Origin of the sequence: Duganella sp. CT11-25 (genome assembly GCF_047302815.1) — a bacterium.
GTDB lineage: Bacteria > Pseudomonadota > Gammaproteobacteria > Burkholderiales > Burkholderiaceae_D > Rugamonas.
The window spans coordinates 5,040,395-5,066,526 of sequence record NZ_JBKBFD010000001.1 but is presented as its reverse complement, the minus strand read 5'-3'; the positions used below and the strand labels follow the sequence as shown (position 1 = coordinate 5,066,526).

General features: G+C 64.3%; 22 protein-coding genes and 2 tRNA genes. 14 read left to right on the top strand and 10 right to left on the bottom strand.

Features of this window, described 5'->3' with window-relative positions; translation table 11 throughout:
* Positions 1-82: 82 nt before the first annotated feature.
* The 4 genes from ACEN9F_RS21765 to ACEN9F_RS21750 are packed head-to-tail and all read left to right on the top strand — an operon-like array spanning position 83 to position 4,045.
* Complete coding sequence (locus ACEN9F_RS21765) at positions 83-979, top strand: DMT family transporter (protein ID WP_413427131.1); 897 nt, start codon at positions 83-85, stop codon at positions 977-979.
* A 22-nt stretch (positions 980-1,001) separates the two neighbouring features.
* Positions 1,002-2,786 carry an amidohydrolase gene (locus ACEN9F_RS21760; RefSeq protein ID WP_413423244.1) on the top strand — a complete coding sequence of 595 codons (1,785 nt, stop codon included), beginning with the start codon at positions 1,002-1,004 and terminating at the stop codon, positions 2,784-2,786.
* 30 nt (positions 2,787-2,816) lie between these two features.
* Complete coding sequence (locus ACEN9F_RS21755) at positions 2,817-3,326, top strand: hypothetical protein (RefSeq protein ID WP_413423242.1); 510 nt, start codon at positions 2,817-2,819, stop codon at positions 3,324-3,326.
* Complete coding sequence (locus tag ACEN9F_RS21750; protein WP_413423240.1) at positions 3,323-4,045, top strand: substrate-binding periplasmic protein; 723 nt, start codon at positions 3,323-3,325, stop codon at positions 4,043-4,045. The genes ACEN9F_RS21755 and ACEN9F_RS21750 overlap by 4 nt, the downstream gene beginning before the upstream one ends.
* On the opposite strand, the gene trmB is transcribed toward ACEN9F_RS21750, so the two are convergent.
* Entirely contained in the window at positions 4,046-4,726 is a 681-nt protein-coding gene (gene trmB, locus ACEN9F_RS21745; protein ID WP_413423238.1) for a tRNA (guanosine(46)-N7)-methyltransferase TrmB, read from the bottom strand.
* Between the two features lie 231 nt (positions 4,727-4,957).
* Between trmB and ACEN9F_RS21740 the strand changes: the two genes are divergently transcribed.
* Both ACEN9F_RS21740 and ACEN9F_RS21735 read left to right on the top strand, forming a co-directional pair.
* The gene (locus ACEN9F_RS21740) at positions 4,958-6,298 is read left to right on the top strand and encodes a GH1 family beta-glucosidase (protein WP_413423236.1); all 1,341 of its coding nucleotides are present in this window, start codon (positions 4,958-4,960) and stop codon (positions 6,296-6,298) included.
* 106 nt (positions 6,299-6,404) lie between these two features.
* Positions 6,405-7,784 (top strand): MFS transporter, encoded by a 1,380-nt coding sequence (locus ACEN9F_RS21735; protein WP_413423234.1) that lies wholly within the window; start codon positions 6,405-6,407, stop codon positions 7,782-7,784.
* A 47-nt stretch (positions 7,785-7,831) separates the two neighbouring features.
* Here the strand turns inward: ACEN9F_RS21735 and ACEN9F_RS21730 are convergent, their stop codons facing one another.
* Both ACEN9F_RS21730 and ACEN9F_RS21725 read right to left on the bottom strand, forming a co-directional pair.
* Positions 7,832-8,788 carry an alpha/beta fold hydrolase gene (locus tag ACEN9F_RS21730; RefSeq protein WP_413423232.1) on the bottom strand — a complete coding sequence of 319 codons (957 nt, stop codon included), beginning with the start codon at positions 8,786-8,788 and terminating at the stop codon, positions 7,832-7,834.
* A 120-nt stretch (positions 8,789-8,908) separates the two neighbouring features.
* Positions 8,909-11,362, bottom strand: a complete 2,454-nt coding sequence (locus tag ACEN9F_RS21725) for a TonB-dependent receptor (RefSeq protein ID WP_413423230.1) — start codon at positions 11,360-11,362, stop codon at positions 8,909-8,911.
* 248 nt (positions 11,363-11,610) lie between these two features.
* Here ACEN9F_RS21725 and ACEN9F_RS21720 point away from each other — a divergent pair, with 248 nt between their 5' ends.
* Positions 11,611-13,185: a tryptophan halogenase family protein gene (locus ACEN9F_RS21720; RefSeq protein ID WP_413423228.1), complete on the top strand. Its 1,575-nt coding sequence runs from the start codon at positions 11,611-11,613 to the stop codon at positions 13,183-13,185.
* Here the strand turns inward: ACEN9F_RS21720 and ACEN9F_RS21715 are convergent.
* Positions 13,182-14,327, bottom strand: a complete 1,146-nt coding sequence (locus tag ACEN9F_RS21715) for an MFS transporter (RefSeq protein WP_413423226.1) — start codon at positions 14,325-14,327, stop codon at positions 13,182-13,184. The two genes, ACEN9F_RS21720 and ACEN9F_RS21715, sit on opposite strands and share 4 nt — an antisense overlap.
* Positions 14,328-14,493: 166 nt before the next feature.
* On the opposite strand from ACEN9F_RS21715, the gene ACEN9F_RS21710 reads away from it, so the two are divergent.
* On the top strand, positions 14,494-15,387 hold the full coding sequence (locus ACEN9F_RS21710) for a hypothetical protein (protein ID WP_413423224.1): 894 nt from the start codon (positions 14,494-14,496) through the stop codon (positions 15,385-15,387).
* A gap of 86 nt (positions 15,388-15,473) precedes the next feature.
* Here the strand turns inward: ACEN9F_RS21710 and ACEN9F_RS21705 are convergent, their stop codons facing one another.
* Genes ACEN9F_RS21705 through ACEN9F_RS21695 form a run of 3 tightly spaced genes read right to left on the bottom strand, consistent with a single transcriptional unit; the run spans position 15,474 to position 17,272 of the window.
* Positions 15,474-16,478 carry an alpha/beta fold hydrolase gene (locus tag ACEN9F_RS21705; RefSeq protein ID WP_413423222.1) on the bottom strand — a complete coding sequence of 335 codons (1,005 nt, stop codon included), beginning with the start codon at positions 16,476-16,478 and terminating at the stop codon, positions 15,474-15,476.
* The gene (locus ACEN9F_RS21700) at positions 16,475-16,849 is read right to left on the bottom strand and encodes a GFA family protein (RefSeq protein ID WP_413423220.1); all 375 of its coding nucleotides are present in this window, start codon (positions 16,847-16,849) and stop codon (positions 16,475-16,477) included. The genes ACEN9F_RS21705 and ACEN9F_RS21700 overlap by 4 nt, the downstream gene beginning before the upstream one ends.
* 15 nt (positions 16,850-16,864) lie before the next feature.
* Positions 16,865-17,272 carry an organic hydroperoxide resistance protein gene (locus tag ACEN9F_RS21695; protein WP_413423218.1) on the bottom strand — a complete coding sequence of 136 codons (408 nt, stop codon included), beginning with the start codon at positions 17,270-17,272 and terminating at the stop codon, positions 16,865-16,867.
* Between the two features lie 146 nt (positions 17,273-17,418).
* Between ACEN9F_RS21695 and ACEN9F_RS21690 the strand changes: the two genes are divergently transcribed.
* Positions 17,419-17,868 (top strand): MarR family winged helix-turn-helix transcriptional regulator, encoded by a 450-nt coding sequence (locus ACEN9F_RS21690; protein WP_413423216.1) that lies wholly within the window; start codon positions 17,419-17,421, stop codon positions 17,866-17,868.
* A gap of 7 nt (positions 17,869-17,875) precedes the next feature.
* Here ACEN9F_RS21690 and ACEN9F_RS21685 read toward each other — a convergent pair.
* A tRNA-Gly gene (locus ACEN9F_RS21685) sits at positions 17,876-17,949 on the bottom strand.
* A 220-nt stretch (positions 17,950-18,169) separates the two neighbouring features.
* On the opposite strand from ACEN9F_RS21685, the gene ACEN9F_RS21680 reads away from it, so the two are divergent.
* Both ACEN9F_RS21680 and ACEN9F_RS21675 read left to right on the top strand, forming a co-directional pair.
* Entirely contained in the window at positions 18,170-19,618 is a 1,449-nt protein-coding gene (locus tag ACEN9F_RS21680; RefSeq protein WP_413423214.1) for a sulfatase-like hydrolase/transferase, read from the top strand.
* Positions 19,619-19,744: 126 nt separating this feature from the next.
* Positions 19,745-21,403 (top strand): methyl-accepting chemotaxis protein, encoded by a 1,659-nt coding sequence (locus ACEN9F_RS21675; RefSeq protein ID WP_413423212.1) that lies wholly within the window; start codon positions 19,745-19,747, stop codon positions 21,401-21,403.
* Between the two features lie 28 nt (positions 21,404-21,431).
* Here the strand turns inward: ACEN9F_RS21675 and ACEN9F_RS21670 are convergent.
* Positions 21,432-21,507: transfer RNA gene (locus ACEN9F_RS21670), tRNA-Arg, on the bottom strand.
* Positions 21,508-21,674: 167 nt separating this feature from the next.
* Here ACEN9F_RS21670 and ACEN9F_RS21665 point away from each other — a divergent pair.
* The 3 genes from ACEN9F_RS21665 (at position 21,675) to ACEN9F_RS21655 (ending at position 25,145) form a co-directional block, all read left to right on the top strand.
* A complete protein-coding gene (locus ACEN9F_RS21665; RefSeq protein ID WP_413423210.1) occupies positions 21,675-23,213 on the top strand; it encodes a catalase in 1,539 nt (512 codons plus the stop codon).
* 49 nt (positions 23,214-23,262) lie between these two features.
* On the top strand, positions 23,263-23,823 hold the full coding sequence (locus ACEN9F_RS21660; protein ID WP_413423208.1) for an ankyrin repeat domain-containing protein: 561 nt from the start codon (positions 23,263-23,265) through the stop codon (positions 23,821-23,823).
* 65 nt (positions 23,824-23,888) lie between these two features.
* Positions 23,889-25,145: a M28 family peptidase gene (locus tag ACEN9F_RS21655; RefSeq protein WP_413423206.1), complete on the top strand. Its 1,257-nt coding sequence runs from the start codon at positions 23,889-23,891 to the stop codon at positions 25,143-25,145.
* A gap of 17 nt (positions 25,146-25,162) precedes the next feature.
* Here ACEN9F_RS21655 and ACEN9F_RS21650 read toward each other — a convergent pair whose 3' ends face one another.
* Complete coding sequence (locus tag ACEN9F_RS21650; protein ID WP_413423204.1) at positions 25,163-26,053, bottom strand: LysR substrate-binding domain-containing protein; 891 nt, start codon at positions 26,051-26,053, stop codon at positions 25,163-25,165.
* Positions 26,054-26,132 lie beyond the last annotated feature (79 nt).

Here is a 26,132-nt window from a genome sequence, read left to right as displayed (position 1 = left end):
AGCCCCCTTGGCGCGCTGGCGGCGGCCGCAAATGCGCAATTTCAGACAAGCGCCGCAGGCCCGCGCCCGGCATGCTGGCGGCATGAACCTATTCCTCTACCTCCTGACGGTCCTGATCTGGGGCACCACCTGGATCGCCATCACCTTCCAGCTCGGCTCCGTACCGGCGCCGGTGTCCATCGCCTACCGCTTCTGGCTGGCCGCCGCCGTGCTGATGGGATTCCTGCTCATCACCCGCAAGCCGTGGTGGCCGCCGCGCCAGGCGTGGCCCTATCTGTTCGCGCAGGGGATCGCGCTGTTCTGCCTGAACTTCCTGTGCTTCTACTACGCCAGCCAGTGGGTCACCAGCGGACTGGAAGCGGTGGTGTTCTCCACCGCCCCGCTGTGGAACGCCATCAACGGCCGCATCTTCCTCGGCCGCCCGATCCGCCGCCAGGTGATGATGGGCGCCCTGCTCGGCCTGGCCGGCATCGTGATGCTGTTCGCGCCGCAGATGGCGGGCCACTGGAACGACAGCAAGGTGCTGATGGGCCTTGCGCTCACATTGGGCGGCACGCTGTGCTTCTCCTGCGGGAACCTGCTCTCCAGCCGCATGCAGACGCTGGGCCTGACGCCGTGGCTGACCAACACCTGGGCCATGCTGATCGGCTCGACCACGCTGGGCGTCGCCGCCCTGGCGCTGGGCATGCCGTTCGCGCTCGATCCGTCGCCGCGCTACCTCGGCGCCCTGCTCTACCTGGCGATCCCCGGCTCGGTGATCGGCTTCACCGCCTATTTGCTGCTGGTCGGCCGCATAGGACCGGACCGCGCGGCCTATTCCACGGTATTATTCCCCATCGTGGCATTGACCATTTCGACCATCTACGAAGGCTACCATTGGACGCCGCTGGCATTGGGCGGACTGGCGCTGGTCCTGGCGGGGAACCTGCTGGCATTCCTGCAGCCGGCTCCGCGCGCCAAGCCGTTGGGAGCGACATAGACACAATAAACGAGGGGAACGCATGAGCGGCAAGGCCTGCATCGCAGCACTGACCATGACACTGGCGGCATCGGCCCACGGCGCACCGGCGCCGGCCGATACCATCTACCGCAACGGCTATGTCTACACGGTCGATGCCAAGGATAGCGTGCGGCAGGCGCTGGCCGTGCGCAAGGGCCGCATCGTCTACGTCGGCGACAACGCCGGCGTGGCGGCGCTGGCGGGCAAGGCCTCCAAGGTGATCGACCTGCAGGGCCGCATGCTGATGCCGGGACTGATCGACGGCCATATGCACCCGCAGTCCGGCGGCAGCCGCCTGCTAAACTGCAGCCTGGATTACCAGAACCTCACCGTGCCGCAATTCCAGTCGCGCATCCAGGCTTGCATCGACAAGGATAAAAAGTCCGGCGCCGACCGCTGGCTGGTGGTCGTCAACTGGTTCCAGCAAGGCATGCTGCCGGACGGAGTGGAAACCACCGCCGCCACGCTCGATGCGCTGAAGACAGACCGCCCCATCATCGTGCGCTCCTCCTTCGGCCACTCCGCGCTGCTGAACACCAAGGGCATCCAGACGGCCGGGATCGCGCGCGACACGCCCGACCCGGCCGGCGGCAAGATCACCCGCGACGCCAAGGGCAACGCCACCGGCCTGCTGGAAGACGCCGCGCAGGACCTGGCCATGAACCTGCTGCCGCCGCTGACGGTGGCCGAAAACCTGGCCGCATCCAAGGCCGCGCTGGCGGCGATGCGCAAGCAGGGCATCACCAGCTTCCTCGACGCCTACACCGACCCTGAAACCATGACCGCCTTCGCCGACCTGTACAAGCAGGGCAAGCTGACTGCGCGCGCGCACTTCGCGGTGCTGATCGACCTGGACAAAGGCGCCACGCCGAAAAGCGCCGTCGCCGAGCTGCTGAAACAGCAGAAGCAGTTCGACCAGGGACCGACCAAGGTCGCGCCATCGATGCAGGTGCGCCATGCCAAGCTGTTCATGGACGGCGTGATCTCCGCCCCGGCCTTCACCGGCACCATGCTGGAGCCCTACCTGGTCAACAAAGGCACGGCTGAAAAGCCCGACTGGAAGCCCGGCGACAGCACCGGCCCGGCCAGCTACTTCTCGCAGGATGCCCTGAAAACCACGCTGGCCGAACTGGCCAAGGCCCGCATCGATCCGCACATCCACGTCGACGGCGACCGCGCCGTGCGCGAAACGCTGGACGCCATCGAGCAGCTGCGCGCCACGCCGGCCGGCAAGGCCGTGCGGCCGGCGCTGGCGCACGATGAAATCGTCGATCCGGCCGACTATCCGCGTTTCGCCAGGCTGGACGTGACGCCGGTGCTGTCCTTCCAGTGGGGGAAACCGGCGCCCGATACGGTCGGCGCGCTGAAGGACTACATGGGCCCCGCGCGCTATGCCCTCGTCGAGCCGCACGTGCAGCTGCTGGACGCCGGCGCGCGCATCGCCTACGGCAGCGATTGGCCGGTCGATCCGCTCGACGAATGGTTCGCGCTCAAGGTCGGCGTCACCCGCACCGCCGCGCCGGACGCCGGCAAGGAATACGCCGGCAGGCTGGGAACGCAGCCCGGCATGCCGCGCGCCGCCGCGCTGCGCGCCATCACGCTGAACGCGGCCTACACGCTGCGCCAGGAAACGCTGACCGGATCGCTGGAAGTGGGCAAGCTGGCCGACATGATCGTCCTGGACCGGAACTTCTTCACCATCCCGGCCGAGGACATCGCCAACATCAAGGTGCTGCAAACCGTCGTGGGCGGCAAAATTGTGTATCAGGCCGAGGGCATGCGTTAAGATGACGGCCTTTATAAGAACACGCGCACCATGCAAATCATCCTCACCCTGCTGATCATCGCCGTCACCGGACTGGTGGTGTACGCGATCATCAAGACCAATCCGGCCAAGCCGATGCAGCTGCCGGCGCGCTCCGCCACGCCGTACGAGCCCAAGCTGCCGCAAGGCGCGGCGGCGCGGCACCTGTCCGACGGCGGCCGCTTCCTGGTCGAAGTGGTCAACGAATCGCGCTACCAGGGCACGCTGAAGGAACTGGCCGGCGCGCACGGCGATAAAGCCGCAGCCGCGCCCTACCTGGCCACGCTGATGCTGGACGATCTGAATCCTTACGAAGGCGCCGCCGTCGCCGTTTTCCTCGATGGCCGCATGGCCGGCTACCTGTCACAGAAAGCCTCGGTCAAGTTCCGCGAGAACCTGAAGCGCGACGAGATCGACGGCCTGCTCACCACCTGCGACGCGCAAGTGCGCGGCGGCGGCCTGTGGGAAGGCAAGCGCCTGGCTTACATCGTCGCGTTGGACATGGAGACGCTGGAAAAATGAAAACGTTGCTGCTGCTGGTCAGTTTCGCAACCGGCGCAGCAAGCGCCGCGGAACCGCTGGTGCTGCACTATATCCAAAGCCCGCCGCTGCACTACGCCGACTCGCGCGGCGTGCTGACCGGCCTTGCCGCCAAGCCGGCGATCGCCGCGCTGACCGCCGCCGGCATCCGCTACGAGGTCCGCCAAACCTTGGCCAAGAACCAGATGGCGCTGCTGAAGGCGAACGAACAACCGGCCTGCATGCTGAGCTGGCTGCAAACGCCGGAGCGCGAGCGCATCGGAAAATTCACCGAAGTGATTTATGAGGACAAGCGCCCGTTCGCGCTGACATGGGCCGGCAATCCGGCCATGCACAACGAGGAAGACCTGAAGGATACGCTGACCGACCAGCGCCTGCGCGTCATGGTGCGCAAAGGCGTCTCCTACGGTACGCAGATCGACCGCGCGCTGATCCGCTACAAGACCCAGGCCATCAGCACCACGGCCAGCGCTGTGCAGCTGCTGGAGATGCTGCGCCAGCGCCGCATCGACTACTTCTTCATCAGCGAGGAGGAGGCCGAGGAAGCGATCAAGGCATCCGGCACGCCCGCAGGCAGCTACCAGCGCATCTACTTCTCGGACCTGTACAAAGGCTACGAACGTCGCCTGTGGTGCAGCAAGGCGGTGCCCGACGATGTGTTCAAGCGCCTGAACGCCGCCATCGCCAGGCTGCCCAAGTAGTTATTTCTTGTTGAAGACCAGATCCCACACGCCGTGGCCCAGCTTCAGGCCGCGGTTTTCAAACTTGGTCAACGGACGATACGCCGGCTGCGGCGCGTAGCCGTCGGCCGTGTTCCGCAAGCCCTCTTCCGCGCCCAGCACTTCCAGCATCTGCACCGCGTAGTCTTCCCAGTCGGTGGCGCAATGCAGGTAGCCGCCCACGGCCAGCTTCCGCACCAGCAGCTTGACGAACGGCGCCTGGATCAGGCGGCGCTTGTTGTGGCGCGCCTTGTGCCAAGGGTCCGGGAAATAGATATGCACGCCGTGCAGCGAGCCGTCCGGGATCATCTGGTTCAGCACTTCCACCGCGTCGTGCTGGATCGCCTTCAGGTTGGTCAAACCCTGCTCTTCGATCAGCTTGAGCAGGCTGCCCACGCCGGGCGTGTGCACTTCCACGCCGATGAAGTCCTTCTCCGGCATCACGCCGGCGATGTGGGCCGTGGTGCCGCCCATGCCGAAGCCGATTTCCAGCACCACCGGCGCCTTGCGGCCGAACACCTGTTCATAGTCGAGCGGCGCCTTGGCGTATTCGATCATGAACTTCGGGCTCAGCTCTTCCAGCGCGCGCGCCTGTGCAGTCGACAGGCGGCCGGCGCGGGTGACGAAGCTGCGGATGCGGTGTTCGGTCGGGTCATACAGCATAGGCCGCGCCGGGCCGTCTTTAGGGGTATCGGAAGACATGGGAGGAAGATAGTCGGTAAAAAACAATGAGGCAGCATTATATCAGTGTCCAAACCCGCAAAAACCCTCACCTCCGCAAATCGATTGACACTCAGATTGACTTGAGGTCTAATCGTCACATGAGGCGTGAAATCGTTTTCAAACGTCAAAATGTCCTCTCCCGCACCCGTTAAACCTATAAAAACGATACACATGACCGATTTCACGCAATTTCCGCCCTCGTTTACCTGGGGCGTCGCCACCAGCGCCTTCCAGATTGAAGGCGGCGCCACCGCCGACGGCAAAGGCCCGTCGATCTGGGACACCTTCAGCCACACTCCGGGCAAAGTCATCGACGGCAGCAACGGCGACGTCGCCTGCGACCACTACAACCGCTATCCCGAAGACGTGGCCATTATGTCCGGCCTGGGCGTGGACGCCTACCGCTTCTCGATGGCCTGGGCGCGCGTGCAGCCGCAAGGCAAAGGCGCCTGGAACGAAGCCGGCTTCGCCTTCTACGACCGCCTGCTGACCGAACTGGAAAGCAAGAACATCGACGCCCACGTCACCCTTTACCACTGGGACCTGCCGCAAGGCCTGCAGGACGACGGCGGCTGGTTGAACCGCGAGACCGCCTACCACTTCGCCGAATACGCGGCCGAAGTGGCGCGCCGCTTCGGCAATCGCCTGAAAACGATTGCAACGCACAACGAGCCGTGGTGCACGGCCAACCTCGGCTACGGCAACGCGCAGTTCGCGCCCGGCGTGGCGGACCTGAAGCAATCGGTCCAGGTCTCGCACCACCTGGTGCTGTCGCACGGCCTGGCGATGAGCGCCATGCGCAAGGTCGGCAGCTCGGCCCAGCTGGGCATCGTGCTGAACCAGTGGACCGCCGATCCGGCCACCGACAGCGCGGCCGATATCGCCGCCGCCGAATTCGAATATTCGCGCTCGGTCGAATGGTTCATGGATCCCATCTTCAAAGGCACGTACCCGGAACTGGCACTCAAGGTCCACGGCGACAACGCGCCGGTGGTGCAGGACGGCGACCTGGCCATCGCACACCAGAAGATCGATTTCCTGGGCGTGAACTACTACTTCCGCGCGTTCTGCAGCACCGAGACGCCGCCGCGCCAGCCGGAATGCAAACTGGGCAAGACCGACATGGGTTGGGAGATCTTCCCGGACGGCCTGACCGAACTGCTGCTGAAACTGAACGCGGCATACGAGCTGCCGCCGATCTACATCACCGAAAACGGCATGGCCAATCCGGACACCATCGTCAACGGCGAGATCCCGGACGAAGCGCGCATCGACTTCGTGCTGCGCCACCTGAAGGCGCTGAACGACGCCCGCCTGCAAGGCGTGGACATCCAGGGCTACTTCCTCTGGAGCCTGCTGGACAACTTCGAATGGAACTCGGGCTACGCCAAGCGCTTCGGCATCGTCCACGTCGACTATGAGACGCAGAAGCGCACCTTGAAGCACAGCGCCCTGTGGTACAAGGACTACCTGGTCCAACAGCGTCCGCAGCGCACCGCGCACGCCGCCTGAGCAGCGCAACCGTAGTATGCCGCCGGCCCCGTGCCGGCGGTTCCCGTTTCAATATTGGCCGCAGAGCCAAGTGCTACACTCCACAGAGAATAACGAGGACGACATCATGACAACCGCACCATCCGCCGTGCCGCAAGAGCAGCAGGCCGCTTCAGCATCTTCCACCGTAGCGCCGGGCGAGCAGCAGTCGCTGTTCCGCGCCATGTTCGCGCGCGGCACACCGATGCTGTGGGTCCCGAGCGGCTACTTCTCGATGGCGCTGACCTACATGATGCTGACCAGCGTCACCTCCATCATGTTCAAGAACCTCGGCATGGACAACGGCCAGGCGGCACAATACGCCAGCTACCTGATCCTGGCGTACACCATCAAGCCGCTGTTCGCGCCGTTCGTGGAAATGTACCGCACCAAGAAGTTCTTCGTGCTATGCGCGCAGCTGATCGTCGGCACCGGCTTCGCCGGCGTCGCGCTGGCGATGTCGCTGCCGGACTACATGGTCATCATGGTGTTCCTGTTCGGGATACTGTCGCTGGTCGGCGCCACGCAGGACATCGCCTCGGACGGCGTGTACGTCACCTCGCTGGACTCGAAGACGCAATCGCTGTTCTGCGGCATCCAGAGTTTGAGCTGGAACGTCGGCCCCATCGTCGCCTCGGGCGGCATGGTGTACCTGAGCGGCTGGCTGCACACGCACTACTTCCATCACCAGGCCGGCGTGTTCGGTCCGGAGTGGATCGACTCGTGGCGCATCATCTTCTTCATCGTCGCCGCCATCACCATCGTCACCGCGCTGTGGCACATGCGCGTCATGCCGGACGGCGCCAAGGCGGAAAACGCGCCGACCTCGGTGGGCGAAGCGGCCTTCATCCTCAAGGACTCCTTCGTCACCTTCTTCCAGAAGCGCGACGTGTGGCTGATGGTGGCGTTCGCGTTCGTGTTCCGCCTCAGTATCGGCCTGCTGGAAAAGATCGGCCCCTTCTTCATGGTCGATCCGGTGGCGCAGGGCGGGCTGGGACTGTCGAACGAGATGCTGGGCCTGATCTACGGCACCTACGGCCTGATCGCGGTGCTGCTTGGATCGCTGCTGGGCGGGATCTTCGTCGCCCGCCGCGGGTTGCCGGCGACCCTGTTCATCCTGTGCTGCGCGGTCAACATCCCCAACGTCACCTTCCTGCTGATGAGCATTTACCAGCCAAGCAATTTGCTCATCATCAGCGCCGGCGTCGCGGTGGAAAAATTCTTCTTCGGCTTCGGCTCGGTCGGCTTCATGATCTACCTGATGCAGCAACTGGCGCCGGGCAAATACACCACCACGCACTACGCCTTCGGCACGGGCCTGATGGGCCTGTGCATGATGGTCACCGGCGTCGTCAGCGGCCACCTGCAGCAATCGCTGGGCTACGTACACTACTTCTGGCTGGTGATGGCCGCCACGATTCCATCCTTCCTGGTCACCTGGTTCGCCCCGTTCCACAACAAAGACTAACTTCGGTGTCAGTGCCGACATTCGGACACGAACTCTGCCTTAGTACGCTAGAGCCCGTGTCCGAATGTCGGCACTGACACCAGGAAGTTGATGGTGGCGTCGACCGTGGGTTGTAGCCAGGGATCGAATAGCCAGAACGAGTGCGGCGTGTCGGGCAGGATCAGCTTGCGGCTGGCCACACCCGCCTGCGCCATGCGAGCCATCATCTCTTCGCGGCCGGCGGAGAAGCGCGGTTGGGCGCTGCCGATGAAGAGTATCGGTGGCATGCCAGGCTTGACGTACTGGATCGGCGAGGCTTCGCGCCATAACGCTGTCTTTTCCCCATAGCGGCCGCCGAACCAGGCACCGGCCGACGATGGGTTTTTCTTCGCATCGTCTTCATACTTGAGCGCCAGCTCCGTCGTGAAATCCGACAGGCCGTCGATGTTGATCACGGCCTGCACGGCGCTGCTCCCCTGCCCCGTCACCGCCGCCAGGCTGGCAATCTGCCCGCCTGCCGAGCCGCCCGCCAAGGCTATGCGCTGAGGATCGATGCCGTACCGTTCCGCATTCTCGCGCACCCAGCGCACCGCCGCCTGCACGTCCTCGATCGCTGCGGGATACCGCGCTTCACCGGACAAACGATAGCTGACCGTGACCGCCGCATAGCCGCGCTGCGCCAGCCGCACCGCCATCGGCGCGAACTCGGATCTGAAGCCCGAGCGCCAGCCGCCGCCATGCACCAGCACCACCACCGGCAAGCGCCGCCCCGCCGGCAGATACATATCCAGCTTCAGGCAACGCGCCCCGTATTGAACGTAGGTCTGGTCGGCGACCTTGCGCACGCCGTCGGGCAGCGCCGCGCCGGCGATCCGGATGAATGGATAGTCCTTCACCAGCTTGTCGTAGGTATGCTGCGCGTCATAGGTGTTGGCAGGATCGGGCGGCGGCTCGACACATGGCGCGGCGGACGCCACGCCGTGCAAAACCAGCAGCGCGGCGGCGAGCAGGATACGGGAAACCATTAAAACCTCGGCAGGAAAACACACGCCCGAGTATCGCATAAAAAAAACCCCTCGGCCGGTAAAGGCACGAGGGGTTGGAAGACCACAGACAACACTGGAACTACATGAAAAACTCTTTGCTTAGAACGACTTGCCGACGTTGATGCCGAAGGTGCGCGGCGGCAGGTACTGCGCTTGCCACGGGCCGTTGGCGTTCATCGCGCTGGTCTTGATCTTCGCATCTTCCGCATTGCGGACGAAGGCGTCGAAGTACCACTTCGAGTTGGCGTCGAAACGCAGACCCAGGTCGGTACGGGTGTACGCCTTCTGACGATCCGGCTCACCCAGGTTGAACACGCTCAGCCAGCTGGCGGTTTCGTAGTGGGCGCTGATGCGAGGAATCAGCGTGCCGCTGTCCAGCGCGAAGCTGTGCTGGTACATCAGCTGTGCGCTGAATTTCGGCGAGTGCGGCATGTCGTTGCCCGTCACGTCCAGGCAAGGGTTGGTGATGCCAGGCGCCGTGCAGGCAGGCAGCACGTAGTCGTTACTGCCGCCGATCAGCTTCTTCAGCGTGGCGTTGGTGTAGGCGGCGGTGAACTGCACGCGGTCTTCGCGGGTGATCTTGGCGGCGATCTCGGTTTCCAGACCCCATACCTTGGCGCCTTCGGCGTTGCTGGTGGCGAGGCCACGGTTGCCGTCGGCGAAGGTTACCGGCGCGCTGAACTGGAAGCCCTTGAACTTCTCGTAGTACGCCGAGTTGTTCACCCGCAGCGAACCGCCCAGGAAGGTGCTCTTGGAGCCGATTTCAAAGTTGGTCAACGTCTCGGAACCATATGGCACGCCGCCATCCTGCAGGCCGCCCGATTTGTAGCCGGTCGAAACGCTGCCGAACACCATGTTGTTCTTGTCGATTTCATAGCTCAGGCGAACCAGGCCGGTCAGCTTGTGATCCTTGAATTCGCCATCGTTGCGCTGGTAGGTCGTGAAGCCGGACGCCGGCGACAGCGGGTTCATCGAAGGATTCACCGGAACTTGCGGCGCATTCGCATCGGTGAAGCTGTTGTTGGTGCCGCCCTCATTGGTGCGCTTGTCCGAGGTGTAGCGCGCGCCGACGGTCAGGTGCAGCGCATCGCTCGCATTCCAGGTGGTCTGGCCGAACACCGCTTTCGAATCCACGGTTTCCTTAGGCTGGATGAAGGAACCCTGCCAGCTCACGGTGCCCTGCTCGGTGCCGTTCATGATCGGAATGTCGAAACGGATGCCGTTGTCTTCGTTCGCGTAGTACAGGCCGAGCAACCAGTCGACGTCGCGCTTGCCGGTCGATTGGATTTCCAGCTCGTGGCTGTAGTTCTTGTACTTGGACCAGACTGTGTTATTCGCCTGGAAGCCGCCGGTGCCGGTGACGTTGCTGCTGGTGGTGAAGCTGGTGGCCGGGTTGGCGCCGCCGTCCTGGTCGAAGGTCGACGAGCCGTTGAAGCGGGAGTAGCCGGCGATGTAGGCCAGCGCCACATCGTTGTTGATCTGGTAGTCCACGCGGCTGCGCACCGAGTTCGAATCGCGGTTGACGTTCGGTGCGGTGTCGATCAGCGCCGACCAGAATTCCTGGCCCGGGCGCTGCTGCTGCAACAGGTTCATGCTCGGCGTGCCACGGTCCATGTAGTGCTCGTACGCGAGGTTCCACTTCAGGCCCGGCGTGACGTTCCACAGGAAGCTCAGGCGCGCCGCGCTCTGGTCCTGCGCGCTGTACTTCTGGCCGTTGCGCACGTACAGGTTAGGGTTCAGTGCCTGGAAGCCGATCGGGTTGCCCGGATGCGCGGCGTTCCATGCGGCGATGACCGGATCGGCCGCCGCATGCTGCTGCGCCAGCGTCGGCGTCGGCGCCGACTGATAGTCGACATAGCCGTCATGCTGCTCGTGCACCACCGCCACGCGCAGCGCCATCGTGTCGCTGACCGGGATGTTGACCGCGCCGCGCGCGCCGAGGCGGGCGTAGTTACCATAGCCCATCTCGAAGTTGCCGGAGGTGCTGCCGATTTCCGGCTTCACGGTCTGCATGTTGACGGCGCCGACGGTCGAGTTGCGGCCCCACAGCGTGCCTTGCGGTCCGCGCAGGACTTCGATCGCTTCCAGGTCGAACAACAGCGCGGTCGCGCCTTCTGGACGCGGCGAGTAGATGCCGTCGACGAAGGTGGCGACTTCAGGATCCGCATATTCGGTCTTGGCGCTGTCGTTGCCGATGCCGCGCATGGTCATGGTGATCACGCCATGGTCGCCCTGGCCGGTGGCCGAGAAGCCAGGCACCAGATTGACGACGTCCTGGATGGTTTGTACGTGATTGTCATCCAGCGCAGCGGCGTTCAGCGCGGTCACCGCGACCGGGGTCTTTTGCAGCGACGTGGTACGTTTGGTGGCGGTGACGTACACCTCGGTGATTTTGCCGGTGTCGGCCGCTGCGGCAGGAGCGGCCTGCTCGGCTGCCGGAGCGACTTGTGCATCGGCTGCGTAGGCGACGTTGGTGCCAGCCATCAGGGCGAGGATGGCGATTTGGATCGGGGACGGCAAGCGCTTCCCGGACTGTGGTACGTGGACGTTCATAAGTCTCCTTTTGGTAGCGATCGCCGAGGGGAAGGGCGGTGCCACATTTATCGTAGAAAACGATTTCATATTGCTTGAAAACGTTTTCAAATCTGATGAAATCGTTTTCTGTATTTGTGAAATCGATTTCATGGTACATAATTCGTATCACCGATGTCAATTTAAAAATTGTAGCGGCGTTGTATCCTTGGTATCAGAGTAGGATTCCACAGAGGCGCGCATGCTACTTCACGGAGACAGGACACGCAATGAAAACGTTACCAAAATCTGGCGTCAAGAACGTGCTGATCGTCGGCGGCGGTACCGCCGGCTGGCTTACAGCGGCCTTTTTGGCCCGCGCGATGGGCACCGGCGCGGACGCCGACAGCGTGCGCATCACCCTGGTCGAGTCCTGGGAAATCGGCATCATCGGTGTCGGAGAAGGCACCTTCCCGTCGATCCGCGGCACGCTGGCCGCCATCGGCATCGATGAGGCGCGCTTCATCCGCGAATGCAACGCCACCTTCAAGCAGGGCATCCGCTTCAACGACTGGGTGCGCGAACCGGGCGCGCCCGGCAACGACCACTACTTCCATCCCTTCAGCCTGCCAAGCCAGCGTCCCGGCGGCCCCGAACTGCTGCCCTACTGGCTGCAAGGCGCGGCCGCGCCCGGCGCTGGCTTCGCCGCCGCCGCGACCATGCAGAAGCGCGTGGCCGACGCCTCGCACGCGCCCAAGCGTCCGGGCGACGCCGACTTCATGGGCCCCCTGAACTACGCCTACCATTTCGACGCCGGCAAATTCGCCGCCCTGCTTTCCACCCACGCCCAATCCCTGGGGGTCCAGCATGTGCAGGCCACGGTGGAACGGGTGGAGCTGGACGAGCAAGGGGCGATCGGCGCGGTGCACACCAAGGAAGCCGGCGTCTTGACTGCCGACCTGTATGTCGACTGCACCGGCTTCCGCGCCGCGCTGATCGGCGATGCGCTGGGCACACCCTTCCGCAATATCAACGACGTGCTGTTCGTCGACCGCGCGCTCGCGATGCAGGTGCCGTACGACCGCGCGGACGCGCCCATCCCATCCTATACGATCGCCTCCGCGCACGAAGCGGGATGGACCTGGGATATCGGCCTGCACCAACGGCGCGGCATCGGCTACGTCTACTCCAGCCGTCATACCGACGACACCCGCGCCGAAGAAGTGCTGCGCAAGTACATCGGCCCGGCCGGCGATGATCTCAATCCGCGTCAGCTCAAGCTCAATGTCGGCTACCGCGAACTGCACTGGGTGAAGAACTGCGTGGCGGTGGGATTGTCGGGCGGCTTCCTGGAGCCGCTGGAATCGTCCGGCATCGGGCTGATTGAAACGGCGGCCTACCTGGTCAGCTACCTGTTCCCGCACGACGGCGACATGGCGCCGGTGGCCAAGGTGTTCAACGAGATGATGAAGGCGCGCTACGAGCGCATCGTCGATTTCGTCAAGCTGCACTACTGTCTCACACAGCGCAAGGACAACCAGTTCTGGATCGATAACACCAGCCCGGCCAGCATCCCGGAATCGCTGCAGCACAAGCTGGCCATGTGGCGCACGCGCGCGCCGCACCGCATGGACTTCGTGGTCGACTACGAGATGTATCCGCCGTCAAGCTGGCAGTATGTGCTGTACGGGATGGAGTATCCGACCAGCCAGTACGCCAACGGCCGCACGCTGCCGCGCTTCGAGGAAGCGCGCAAGGAGTTCCAGATGATCGAGCAGATGTCGCAGCGCGCGCTGGCGGATCTGCCGACGCACCGCGCGATGGTCGAGCACTTCCTTCAACGCGGCGAGCGCAAGAGCGCCTAGGCTTTTCTGGTCGCCGCGCCCAGCCGGGCGCTGGCGGCGATCACCAGCATGGCACAGCCCAATCCGGCAAAGGCCATGTTCAGGCTGACCGCGTGGGCGACGAAACCGATCGCCGCCGGTCCGGCCAGGATGCCGGCGTAGCCCAGCGTGGTGATGGCGCCGATGGCCAGGCTGGCCGGCATCGTGCTCTGGTTGCCGGCGGCGGTGAATAGGATAGGCACGATGTTCGACGCGCCCAGGCCAATCAGCACAAAGCCCACCAGCGCCAGCGGCACCGACGGCGCCAGCACCGCCGCGAAGAAGCCGCAGGCGCCGCACAAGCCGCCCAGCAGCATCACGCGCTTGCCGCCCAGCTGGCGCACCACCCGGTCGCCGGTCAGGCGGCCCACCGTCATCGCAATCGCAAACGCCGCGTAACCGAGACCGGCGCGGCTGGCGTCCATGCCCTGCTCCGCCGTCAACAGCAAGGCGCTCCAGTCGAGGATCGCGCCTTCGGCCAGGAAGCACAGGAAGCACAGCACGCCGATAAAGATCACCGCGCCGTGCGGCACCACGAACAGCGGCGCATCGCGCTCGGAGGCATCCGGTTCGTGCAGCAGGTGCGGCGAGCAAACCGCCAGCGACAAGGCCACCAGTACCGAGATCGCCGCGCTGGAAGAGACGGGGCTCATGCCGGCCCACAGCATCAGCGCCATCAGGCCCGCGCCGATAAAGCCGCCGACGCTGAACAAGCCATGGAAGCCCGACATCAGCGAACCGCCGCTCTCGCGTTCGACGATCACCGCCTGCACATTCATCGCCACATCCAGCGTGCCCAATGCGGCGCCGAAGCAGAACAGCGTCAATCCCAGTAGCGCCGGCGTGGGCGCGAACGCCAGGCCGGGCAGGATCAGGCAAGTGAGCGCGCCGGAGACCAGCACCACCAGTCGGCAACCGAAGCGCGACGCCAGCAGGCCGGTCGCCGGCATCGCCATCAGCGAGCCCGCACCAAGGCACAGCAACAGCAGCCCCAACTCCGCCTCGCCCAGCGCCAGCCGCGATTTGGCGAACGGCACCAGCGGCGCCCAGGCCGACATGGCCAGGCCTGCGGCCAGGAAGGCAAGACGAGTGGACAAGCGCTGTTTCGGGCCGACTGAATTCATGAGGATTTTTCCGGGTTGGATCAGATATGTCGCAGCCAGCAAGTATACGGCAAGTGCTTTACCCGCATCCAGAACGCGCTATCCGTACGAACGCGAACATACCCGGCGCGCCGGCCGGCGCATGATCGATCCTGCTTGGTCGTCAAAAGAACCTCAAGGAGAAATCATGCAAGCTCAACCAGTTATACCCGGCGCCATCGCCGTCGGCGGCGAAACCGGCGACGGCTACACTTCCGGCGTGTCATGGGGCGCCATCTTTGCCGGCGCCGCAGCGGCCGCCGCGCTGTCCTTCATCCTGCTGATACTCGGCATGGGTCTCGGGCTGTCGTCCGTCTCGCCCTACCAGTACAACGCCACGCCGTTGGGCACCGCCAGCATAGTATGGATCGCCTTCATGCAGCTGGCCGCATCCGGCATCGGCGGCTACATGGCCGGCCGCCTGCGCGTGAAATGGGCCGCCGTGCATGGCGACGAAGTGCACTTCCGCGACACCGCGCACGGTCTGCTGGCATGGTCGGTCGCGACGCTGATCACGGTGGCCGTGCTGGCCGGCGGCGCGCGCGCAGCACTGAGCGGCGCGATCGACACCGGCGCGGCCGCGTCTTCCGCGCTGACGGCAGGCGTACCGGCAATCGCAGCCGCCGGCGGCCGCGCCAATACCTACTATGCCGACATGGTCCTGCGCTCGTCGAGCGGCGACAGCGCCACGGACGCGCAGCGCAATGAGATCAACCGCATCCTGCTCGCCAATCTGGCAGTGGGAAAAATCAGCGCGGATGACCGCATCTACCTGGCCCAGCTGGTCGCACAGCGCAGCGGCCTGGCGCCGGCCGACGCGCAGCAGCGTGTGGACCTGATCTACGCCCAGGCCATGCAAGCGGCCAACGAAGCGAAAGCCAAGGCCACGGCGCTCGCCGATGAAGCGCGCAAGACCGCTGCGCATTCGGCGCTGTGGATGTTCGTGGCGCTGCTGCTGGGCGCCTTCATCGCCGCGCTGAGCGCCACCATCGGCGGCCGTCAGCGCGATGACGCGCGTGTCGTGCTGCGCCCTGCCCGTTAAACCAAGGAGAACAAGATGCGCTCTATCCTACTGCTGTTACTCGGCATCCCGCTACCCATCGTCATCCTGATCGCGCTGTTCGTGCATTAAAGGCGGTCGACATCGATCACGGCCTGGGCAAATTCCTGCGGCGCTTCCTGCGGCAGGTTGTGGCCCACGCCCTTGATCACGCGGTGCGTGCGCTTGCCGGAGAATTTGGCGGCATAAGCCTTGCCGTCTGTCGCAGGCGCCACGCCATCGCTGTCGCCGTCCAGCGTGATCGTCGGTACGCCGATCACCGGGCCGGCGGCCAGCTTCTTCTCCAGCGCGTCGTACTTCGGATCGCCCTCGGCGATGCTCAGGCGCCAGCGGTAATTGTGGATCACGATGGCGATGTAGTCCGGGTTGTCCCACGAAGCCGCGCTGCGGTCGAAGGTGGCCTGGTCGAAGTTCCACACTGGCGAATTGGCCTTCCATATCAGGTTGCCGAATTCGCGGCGATTGGCCTGGTAGCCCGCCTGGCCACGCTCGGTGGCGAAGTAGAACTGATACCACCAGCCATGCTCCGCTTTCGGCGACAGCGGAAGCTTGTTGCGCTCGCGGTTGTTGATCAGATAGCCGTTCACCGACACCATGGCCTTGCAGCGCTCAGGCCACAGAGCCGCGATGATGTTGGCGGTGCGCGCGCCCCAGTCGTAGCCTGCCAAAATCGCCTTGTCGATTTTCAGCGCGTCCATCAGCGCGATGATGTCCAGCGCCACCGCCGCCTGTTGGCCGTTGCGGAAAGTGGCATCCGACAGGAAGCGCGTGGTGCCATGGCCGCGCAGGTGCGGCACGATCACGCGGTAGCCTTTCACCGCCAGCAGCGGCGCGACGTCTGCGAAGCTGTGGATGTCATAAGGCCAGCCATGCAGCAACAGCACCGGCTTGCCGTCGGTCGGGCCGGCCTCGTAGTAGCCCACATCCAGCTCACCGGCGCGGATCTGCTTGATCGGCGCCAGCGCCTGTGGCACGTTGGCGGCTTGCGCCAGCTTCATGAAAGGCAGTTCGGTGGCGGCCAGGCCGGCTGCGGCGAAAGCGCCGGCCAGAAGATTGCGTCGGGTGATGTTCATGCGTCCTCCAGGATGGTGGAAAGGCTGGCGCCGTCATTGACGCCGGCGTCCAATGAATAGGGATCGACGCCTTCCAGGCAGCCGATGTTCACGCGCCACAGCAGCGGATCCTTGCGCGTTTGATGGAACGGATAGATGCCGCAGTGCTTGCAGAAGTAATGCTTCGCCACGCGGGTGTTGAACTGGTACAGCGTCAGCGCGTCCTCGCCCTGCACGATTTTCAGTTCGGCCGCCGCGAAAGCCGGCGACATCAGCGCGCCCTTGCGGCGGCACAGGCTGCAGTTGCAGCGCGCGGCCGGCGTCAGCGCGGTGCGCACTTCAAATTTCACGGCGCCGCAGTGGCAGGAACCTTTCAGCAAATCGGTGGACATGGCGCGCTCCTCTTCTCAGACCAGGTTGATCTCAACGTCGATATTGCCGCGCGTGAGCTTGGAGTATGGGCAAGTCTGGTGCGCGGCATCCACGATCGCCCGCGCCGTCTCGCGGTCCAGGCCCGGCAGGCTGACATTGAGGCGCGCTTGCAGGAAGTATGCGCCGTCGCCGTTCACCAGGTCCACTTCCGCATCGACCGCCAGGTCCTTCGGCAGCGCGATCTTCATGGCGCCGGCCGCCAGGCCCATCGCGCCGATGAAGCAGGCCGACCAGCCTGCCGCGAACAGCTGCTCGGGATTGGTGCCCTTGCCGCTGGTGCCGGGCGAGGACAGCTGGATGTCCAGACGGCCGTCGTCGCTGCGGGACTGGCCTTCGCGGCCGCCGGTGGTATGGGTTTTGCCGGTGTACAGAACTTTGCTCATGGTGGTGCTCCTGTTTGGTTGGATTATTTAGCGCATCCGATTACAGCGGATGCGATGTATATTACCTGAATTTTTTTATGTGTCAAGCTTTCTCGATTAAATCGTATCCGATGTATAATCCATGCATCGACAACGTGAGGTGCCATATGACAACCAAAACTAACGTACCGCAACTGGCGGATTTCCTGTGTTTTGCGGTCTACTCGGCCAATCTGGCCTTCGGCAAGGCCTACAAGCCCATCCTGGATGAGCTGGGCCTGACGTACACGCAGTACATCACCATCATCGCGCTATGGGAAGAGGATGACCAGACCGTCAGCGGCCTGGGTGAGAAGTTGTTCCTGGAATCGAACACGCTGACGCCGATCCTGAAGAAACTGGAAGCGATGGGCTACGTCAACCGCGCGCGCGACGCCGCCGACGAGCGCCAGGTGCGGGTCGGCCTGACGCCGGAAGGCCGCGCCCTGCGCGAAAGCGCGTTCAACAAGAACCTGCGCGCCGCGACCGGGCTGACCGCCGAAGAGTTCCCTATTGTGCAGAAAGCCGTAGCCCGACTGCGCGACAACCTGATCAAGTCGACGCCTGGCAAGGGGTGATGTTTGCTGGAGCGGGTGAAGGGAATCGAACCCTCGTCGTAAGCTTGGGAAGCTTCTGCTCTACCATTGAGCTACACCCGCGTGCCACGCATTCTACGCGGCTTTGCACGTCGTTGACAAATGCCGGCGCTGGAGTGGTTCTCATGGACGATTTCGCGCAAACCGATGCAGTCCACATCCCCGGACGTAAATCCATGTAAGCGCGACACAACACTTCGATACAAAACGGTGGCCGCCGGCAATGTTGCAGACAATTGCAATTGGGAAGATAGGTACTTGATCCACCTACTTGTCCCAAAAAATGACCGGTCCCCGTCTGATACGCAGCAGCCTGTACTTGCTGGCGCTTTTTCCCCTTTGCTTCAGCTACTGGCTGCACCGTTCGTTCGGCCAGCCCGACCTGAACCAGATTGCCTACCATGTCAATTTTGGCATCGAGCTGATGGACACCGTGGACCCTGCGGTCACGTGGCGCTTCGTCCGTTGGTGCGTGATGGCGCCGCTGGTCTTCCTGGCGCTGCTGTTCTACGTTGAGCCCAAGGTGCGGCAGGCCATCGCCCGGGCGCCGCAGTGTTGCCGCGTGCTGTGCTACCGCATCCATCGCTGGTTCCCGCAGCTGCTGGTGCTTGGCGCGACGACGTTCTGGGTCTGCGACGTCTCCGCCTTCAAATACCTGTCCTCCGACTTCGGCCCGGATTATTTCGGCGCCAATTACGTTCAGCCGGCGTCGGTCGCCGTGGCGGCGCAAAAGCCGAAGAACCTGGTGCTGATCTATGTCGAAAGCCTGGAGCAGGGCTATTCCGCCAAGTCCGCCTTCAAGCGCGATCTACTGGCGCCGCTGACCGCGCTGAACGGGATCAGTTTCGCCGACTATCAGCAAGCGCCGGGCACCGGCTGGACCATCGCCGCCATCGTGGCGACGCAGTGCGGCGTGCCGCTGGAACGGGTGACCATCTTCGACGGCAACACGCAGGGCCAGGCGCTCAGCTCCTTCCTCAAGAACGCGGTCTGCCTGACCGACTTGCTGGAGCAGCGCGGCTATCGCAACGTTTTCATGGGCGGTGCCTCGACCAATTTCGCCGGCAAGGACAAGTTCCTCAACCAGCATCACTATCATGAAGTCTACGGCCGCGACGAGTGGCTCAAGAGCGGCGTGGCGGCCAGCGACATGAACGGCTGGGGTTTGTACGACGTCGACCTGTTTGCGCGCGCGAAAACCAAGCTGCGCGAGCTGTCGGGCTCGGGCCAGAAATTCAACCTGACGCTGCTCACCGTCGACACGCACGAACCGGAAGGCCACCTGTCGGACAGCTGTGCGAAGAAAGGGTTTTCCGGGTTTGACGGCGTGGTGTCCTGCACCGCGCAAGAGGTGGCCGAGTTCGTGCGCTATGCCAAGGACAACGGCTATCTGGAAAACACCAACATCGTCATCCTCGGCGACCACCTGTCACGCAAGAACCCGCTGACGCCACAGCTGTCGCAGCTCTCCGAACGGACCATCTTCAACAGCTTCATCTCGAAAGACGCGCCGGCACCGAACCGCAAACAACTGCTGCACTTCGACCTGATGCCGACGATCCTGGAATTCACCGGCTATGCGATCCCGGACGGACGCATGGGCCTGGGCTACAGCGCCTTCAACCCGCACCCGATCCATCCTCCCGTGGACCGCCTGGCAAACATGGACCAGGACTTGCTGAACCGGTCGGAACAGTACATGGAATTGTGGACCGATCCCGACGACCACTAGCAGTAAGTCCCGGTTGTAACAAACAGTGTTGCGCCCGTGCAAAAATCATACTATTGGGAAATTACTTGACACTTAACTCTGTTAGTATGCAGACCACATTCGTCAATCCCATGCACAGGACCATCCATGCGCACCACCCATGCGACCAGTAGCGAAACCGTCCTTGAAGACGGCAAGCCCATCGTCACCACAAGTGACCTCCAGGGTCATCTGACCTACGCCAACGCCACCTTCATCGAGGCCAGCGGTTTCGCGGACCAGGAACTGAGCGGACGCAAGCAAAATGCGCTGTACCACGCCGACATGCCGCCCGAGGTGGATGCCGACATGTGGCGCACGGTGCTGTCGGGCGAGCCATGGCGCGGCCTGGTCAAGTACAGCCGCAAGGATGGCGGTTTCTTCTGGTGCATTGCGAACGTCACGCCGGTGATCGAAAAGGGCAGGACGACCGGCTTCATGTCGGTGTGCACCAAGCCCAAGCGCGAACAGATCCAGGAAGCCGAGCAGCTCTACCGCACCGTCAAGGGCAGCAACCCGGAAGGCATCCGCATCCTGCGCGGCGCCGCCGCCGCGCGCGGCTGGCGCAGATTGGCCAACGCCTTGCGCGACATCACGCTGGCGCAGCGGCTGGCCCTGTGCTTCGGCAGCATGGCGGCGCTGGCGCTGTCCATGGCGGCCCATGCCGTGCTGCCCTATTCCGACAGCGCCCTGCATGTGCAGGCGCTGCTGATGGCGGCGCTGGCCCTGTACGGCTGGCGCAATCTGCACCGGGCCGTGGTCGCGCCTATCCAGGCCAGCATCAATGCCGCCCGCATCCTGGCCGGCGGCGACCTGACCACCCGCATGGCGGTTGACCGCCACGACGAGCTGGGCCAGCTGCAAGCCTTCGTGCGCCAGTTGAACCTGAACCTGGCGTCCATCCTGGTCGACATCCGCAGCAACTTCACGCTGACCCGCAGCACCACCACGCTGGTGCGCACCGCCAATGTCGATCTGTCTGCACGCACCGAGGCGCAGGCGGCCAACCTGGAACAGACCTCGGCCAACATGGGCCAGATCACCGATACGGTCAGCCAGACCGCCGACAACGTCAACACCGCCAGCGGCGTGGCGAGCGAGGCGACCGCGCTGGCCGAACGCACCGGCGTGGCGGTGGCGCAAGTGGTGACGGCCATGAACGACATCAGCAATTCCTCGCGCCAGATCGTCGACATCATCAGCCTGATTGAAGGCATCGCCTTCCAGACCAATATCCTGGCGCTGAACGCCGCCGTCGAAGCGGCCCGCGCCGGCGAACAAGGCCGCGGCTTCGCCGTCGTCGCCAGCGAAGTACGCAACCTGGCCCAGCGCAGCGCGGCCGCCGCCAAGGAGATCAAGGCCTTGATCGACACCTCGGCCGGCAAGATCGAGGTCGGCGCCGGCATGGCCGGCACGGCCGGGCAGGATATGGATGCGGTGATCGAGGCCATCGGCCGCGTCGCCTCCATCATGGGTGAAATCAGCGGTTCGACGCGCGAGCAGAGCAGCGGCGTCAAACAGGTCAAGGACGCCATCATGCAACTGGATGAGGTGACCCGCCAGAACGCGCAGATGGTCGAGGAGGCGTCGGCAGCCACCGGGGTACTGGATGTGCAGGCGCAGGCGATGGCCAAGGCGCTGGCCGTATTCAAGCTGCCGCCGCAGGCCGGCGCGCAGGGCAAGGCCCACGCCAGCCTGGTGCCGACGAAGCCAGGCAAGGCGATACCGCTCGCGCGCGCCGATGCGCCGCTGGCCCGGCGTGCCTGAGGCTTGGGGTAGTTTTTTTGAGGGGGGGTGGTGCGGCTGGCGGGGATCGAACCCACAACCCTTGGCTTCGGAGGCCAATACTCTATCCATTGAGCTACAGCCGCACAATCGCACGCATTATAAGCTCACCGCCCCGGCTTCCCAAAGGGTTTTTGCCCGCTACTTTCGATATGCAAATAGTGTAAATGCTATCGATTTCATTTAATTAATCAACTTCTTAAATAAACCCTCCTTCAGTAGACTGAGTTTTCCTACAACGAAGGAGACAAAAATGACACTGTTCCCCCACCGTGCGGCATCGGCCTGCGCCGCCGTCGCGCTTTGCGCCCTGCTGCCGCTGTCTACGCAAGCCGCCACCACGCTGACCCGCGACAACGGCGCGCCCGTCGGCGACAACCAGAACTCCCAGACCGCCGGCCCGGCCGGCCCTACTCTGCTGCAGGATGTGCAGCTGCTGCAAAAGCTGCAGCGCTTCGACCGCGAGCGCGTGCCCGAGCGCGTGGTGCATGCGCGCGGCACCGGCGCCCACGGCGTGTTCGTCGCCAGCGCCGACATCTCTGCCCTGACCCGCGCCCAGGTCTTCACCAAGGGAGCGGAGACGCCGGTGTTCGTGCGTTTCTCCACCGTCATCCACGGCAACCACTCACCGGAAACCCTGCGCGACCCGCGCGGCTTCGCCACCAAGTTCTACACCAGCGAAGGCAACTGGGACCTGGTCGGGAATAACCTGCCGATCTTCTTCATCCGCGACGCCATCAAGTTCCCGGACATGGTGCACTCGCTCAAGCCGGCGCCGGACAGCAATATCCAGGACCCGAACCGCTACTTCGATTTCTTCTCGCTGGTGCCGGAATCGACCCACATGCTGACCCGCGTCTACTCCGACCTGGGCACGCCCAAGAGCTACCGCACGATGGACGGCAATGGCGTCCACGCCTACAAGTTCGTCAACGCGAGCGGCCAGGTCAACTACGTCAAGTTCCACTGGAAGTCGCTGCAGGGTGAGCACAACCTAACCGGCGCCGAAGCCACCGCCGTCCAGGGCAAGGACTTCAACCATTTGTCGGCCGACCTGATCGCGGCCATCAGCCGCAAGGATTATCCGCGCTGGGATTTGTATGTGCAGGTGCTCAAGCCCGAGCAGTTGGCCAGCTTCGATTTCGACGCGCTCGATCCGACCAAGGTCTGGACCGGTGTCCCGGAAACCAGGATCGGCACCATGACGCTGAACCGCAATCCGGCCAACATCTTCCAGGAGACCGAGCAAAGCGCGTTCGCCCCGTCCAACCTGGTGCCGGGCATCGAGGCCTCGGAAGACCGCTTGCTGCAAGGCCGTATGTTCTCCTATGCCGACACGCAGATGTACCGGGTCGGTGCCAACGCGCTGCAGTTGCCGATCAACCGTCCGCGCACTGCCGCGGCCAACCACAACCAGGACGGCGCGCTGAACGCCGGCCAGCGCACCGGCACCGTCAACTATGAGCCCAGCCGCAGCGCCATGCTGAGCGAGGCGCCAGCCAACAAGTCCAGCCAGTCGCCGCTATCCGGCACCACGCAGCAGCAGCGCATCGCCAAGACGCTGAACTTCCGCCAGGCCGGCGAGTTTTACCGCAGCCTCGATCCGCAGCAGCAAAAGAACCTGGTGACGAACCTGGCCGGCGACCTTGGCCAGGTGAAGAACCCGGTCATCCGCGACGCCATGCTGTCGCACTTCTACAAGGCCGACGCGGCCTACGGCAAGGCCATCACCCTGGCCGTGGGCGGCAACGTCGACGCCGTGAGCAAACTGGCCGCTTCGCTCAGCGAGTAGGCCCTGTGGCGGCCGCCATGCGCGGCCGCCTGCCTCCAAGGAGAACGACATGCAACGCTATACCGTCATCGCCACACTGATGCTGGTGCTGGCACTGCTGGGCGCACCGCCGGTGGGTGCGGCCCCCGCCGCCGAGCCGACGCCACAACTGCGGCAGCAACTGCAGGATTACTACTTCGGTGCCGCGCGCCGCGGCGATACCGCCATGCTGAAGGAGTTCATCGGCATCGGCTACGATCTCAACACCCGCGACGCCAAGGGTTACACGGCGCTGATCCTGGCCGCCTATCACGGCCAGTCCGACGCGGTGGAACTGCTGCTGGCGTCCGGCGCCAACGCCTGCGCGGAAGACCAGCGCGGCAACACCGCCCTGATGGGCGCCATCTTCAAGGGCGAGTTGCGCATCGCGCGCCGCTTGATGGCGGCCGGCTGCCAGCCGGATAAACCCAACAACGCCGGCCAGACCGCCGCCATGTACGCGGCGCTGTTCCAGCGCACCGAAATCCTGCAGGCGCTGGTGCAGCAAGGCGCCGACCCGCGCCGGCAAGACCAGGCGGGCAACAGCGCGGACAGCCTGGCGCGCGGACAGTTTCAGCCGCCGAAGCGCTAAGAACTTCCCAAACCCCTGCATCTGATGCAGAATGGCCGGGCCTCTTTTACCTTGAAGGATGTCCCATGAAACCAGTTGTAGCGTTGAGCGTCGCGCTTGCGTTCGCGGCGCCCGCCGTCCATGCCCAAGCACCGGCCGCCGCCGATCCCATCTCCACGCTGGTCGGCCATCTCGATTTGGAAAAGTACAAGGCCACCATCAAGAGCCTGACCCGCTTCGGCGACCGCCGCCAAGGAACGGCGCGCAACCGCCAGGCGCTCGACTGGATCGAGACGCAGCTAAAATCCTACGGCTGCACCAACACCGAACGCCTGCAGTACCAGTACACCCAGCCGGCACCCGGCGAACCGGCGCCCAAGCGCGCGCCCGGCATTCCAAGCGGCGGCGCCGGCGGCCCTCCAGGCCAGGGCGGCAGCACGCTGTTCGGCAACCGCATCCCGACCGGCGTCAACACCGATCCGATGCGGCAGCCGGACGAGAGACTGCGCGCGCTGAACGCCGAGCAGACGCCGGTCGGCACCTCGCTGCGCGAGAACGTCTACTGCACCAAGGTCGGCGCCACACATCCCGAGGAAATGTACATCGTCAGCGCCCACATGGACGGCATCGGTTTCGGCGAAGCCGCCAACGACGACGGTTCGGGCACCGCGCTGGTGATGGAACTGGCGCGCATCTTCAGCATGCCGGGCGTGGAGACGGGACGCTCGATCCGCTTCATCCTGTGGAACAACGAGGAGACCGGCCTGAATGGCGCGGCCGCCTACGCCAACCAGCGCAAGGATTTGCAAGGCATCGAATCGCCCAAGGGCTCGGGCAGGTATCCGGAGCCGAAGTGGCTGGGCATGATCCAGCACGACATGATGATGTTCGACCACGGCATGCCGTTCCAAAAGGTCGACGGCTACGGCAAGCCGGTGGTCGACGACAAGGGCCAGCCGGTGTTCGTGGCGCCGCCGGAGCAGCGCCTTGAAGCGGATGTCAATATCGAATACCAGTCGACCTCGAAGCAGGCCGAAGGTTCGGCCAAGCTGGCCTGGGCCTTCCGCGCCGCCAACGACAAGTACGCGACCAACTACCCGGCCGCCGTAGGCTTCCACATGACCAATACCGACTCGACGCCGTTCATGGACCTGGTGCCGTCGATTTCGCTGCGCGAGAACGAGCGCGGGCAGCAGATCGGCGCTGGCTGGAATCCGAACTGGCACCAGCCGACCGACAACTACGCGAACTATTCGGACAAGGACTTCCTGCTGGGCCTCAACGCGGCCCAGACCACGCTGGCCGGCGTGGCCCAGCTGGCCGGGGTCAAGGTCAAACCTTAAGGTCAAGCAGCAAGGTCTCAGTCCAGCAACGGCGCCAGCGCCTCCAGCACGATGTCGTGCAGGCGCTGCGCGGGCGGGTCCAGTTCCTCCGCGCCGCGATGCAGGCGCAGGCCGATCTCCGGCAGCGGTGGCAGGCCGGGCGCCTCCAGCACCCGCAGCGACGGCTGCAACGCCAGCGAAGTCCGCACCGTCACGCCCAGCCCCGCCGCCACCGCCGCCCATACGCCGCCCAGGCTCGGGCTGCTGAAGGCGATGCGCCAGGCGATGCCGGCGCGGTCCAGCGCACCGATGGCCGCCGACCGCATCATGCACGGCGCCTCCATCAGCACCAGCGGCAGCGGTTCGGCGGCGCCGCCTGCCAGCGGCGGCGGTACGCCTTCCGCCGCGCAGATCCAGCGCAGCGGCAGCCGCGCCACCTCCTGCCCGTACGGGGTCGGCGGCGCGGTGCCGACATACTCCCAGGCCAGCGCCAGGTCCAGGCGGCCGCCGGCCAGCTGCGCCATCAACTCGGCATTGCGCGCCACCTGCGCTTCGATGCGCAGCTTCGGATGCACGCGGGCGAAGCGGCCCAGCACGTCGGTCAGGATATGCTCGCCGAAATCCTCCTGCATCCCCAGCCGCACGCTGCCCGCCAGCTCGGCGCCGCGCACCGCCGTCGCCGCCTCGTCGTTCAGCTCCAGCAGGCGGCGCGCGTAGCCCAGCAGCGCCTCCCCCGCCGATGTCGTCACCATGCCGCGCCCTTCCTTGCGCAGCACCGGCATGCCCAGCTGGTCCTCCAGTTTTTTCAATTGCGCGCTGACGGCCGAGGTCGAACGCCCGAGCCGGTCCGCCGCCTTGGCGAAGCTGCCCATGTCGACGCCGGTGACAAAGGTGCGCAGCACATCCAGGTCAAAGGTGATACGTCGCATAACCATCCTGATTTATCGAACTGTTTATCAAAATATTCCTGATTTTCAGGATAAAAATAGGCCTGTATCTTGTGCGTGT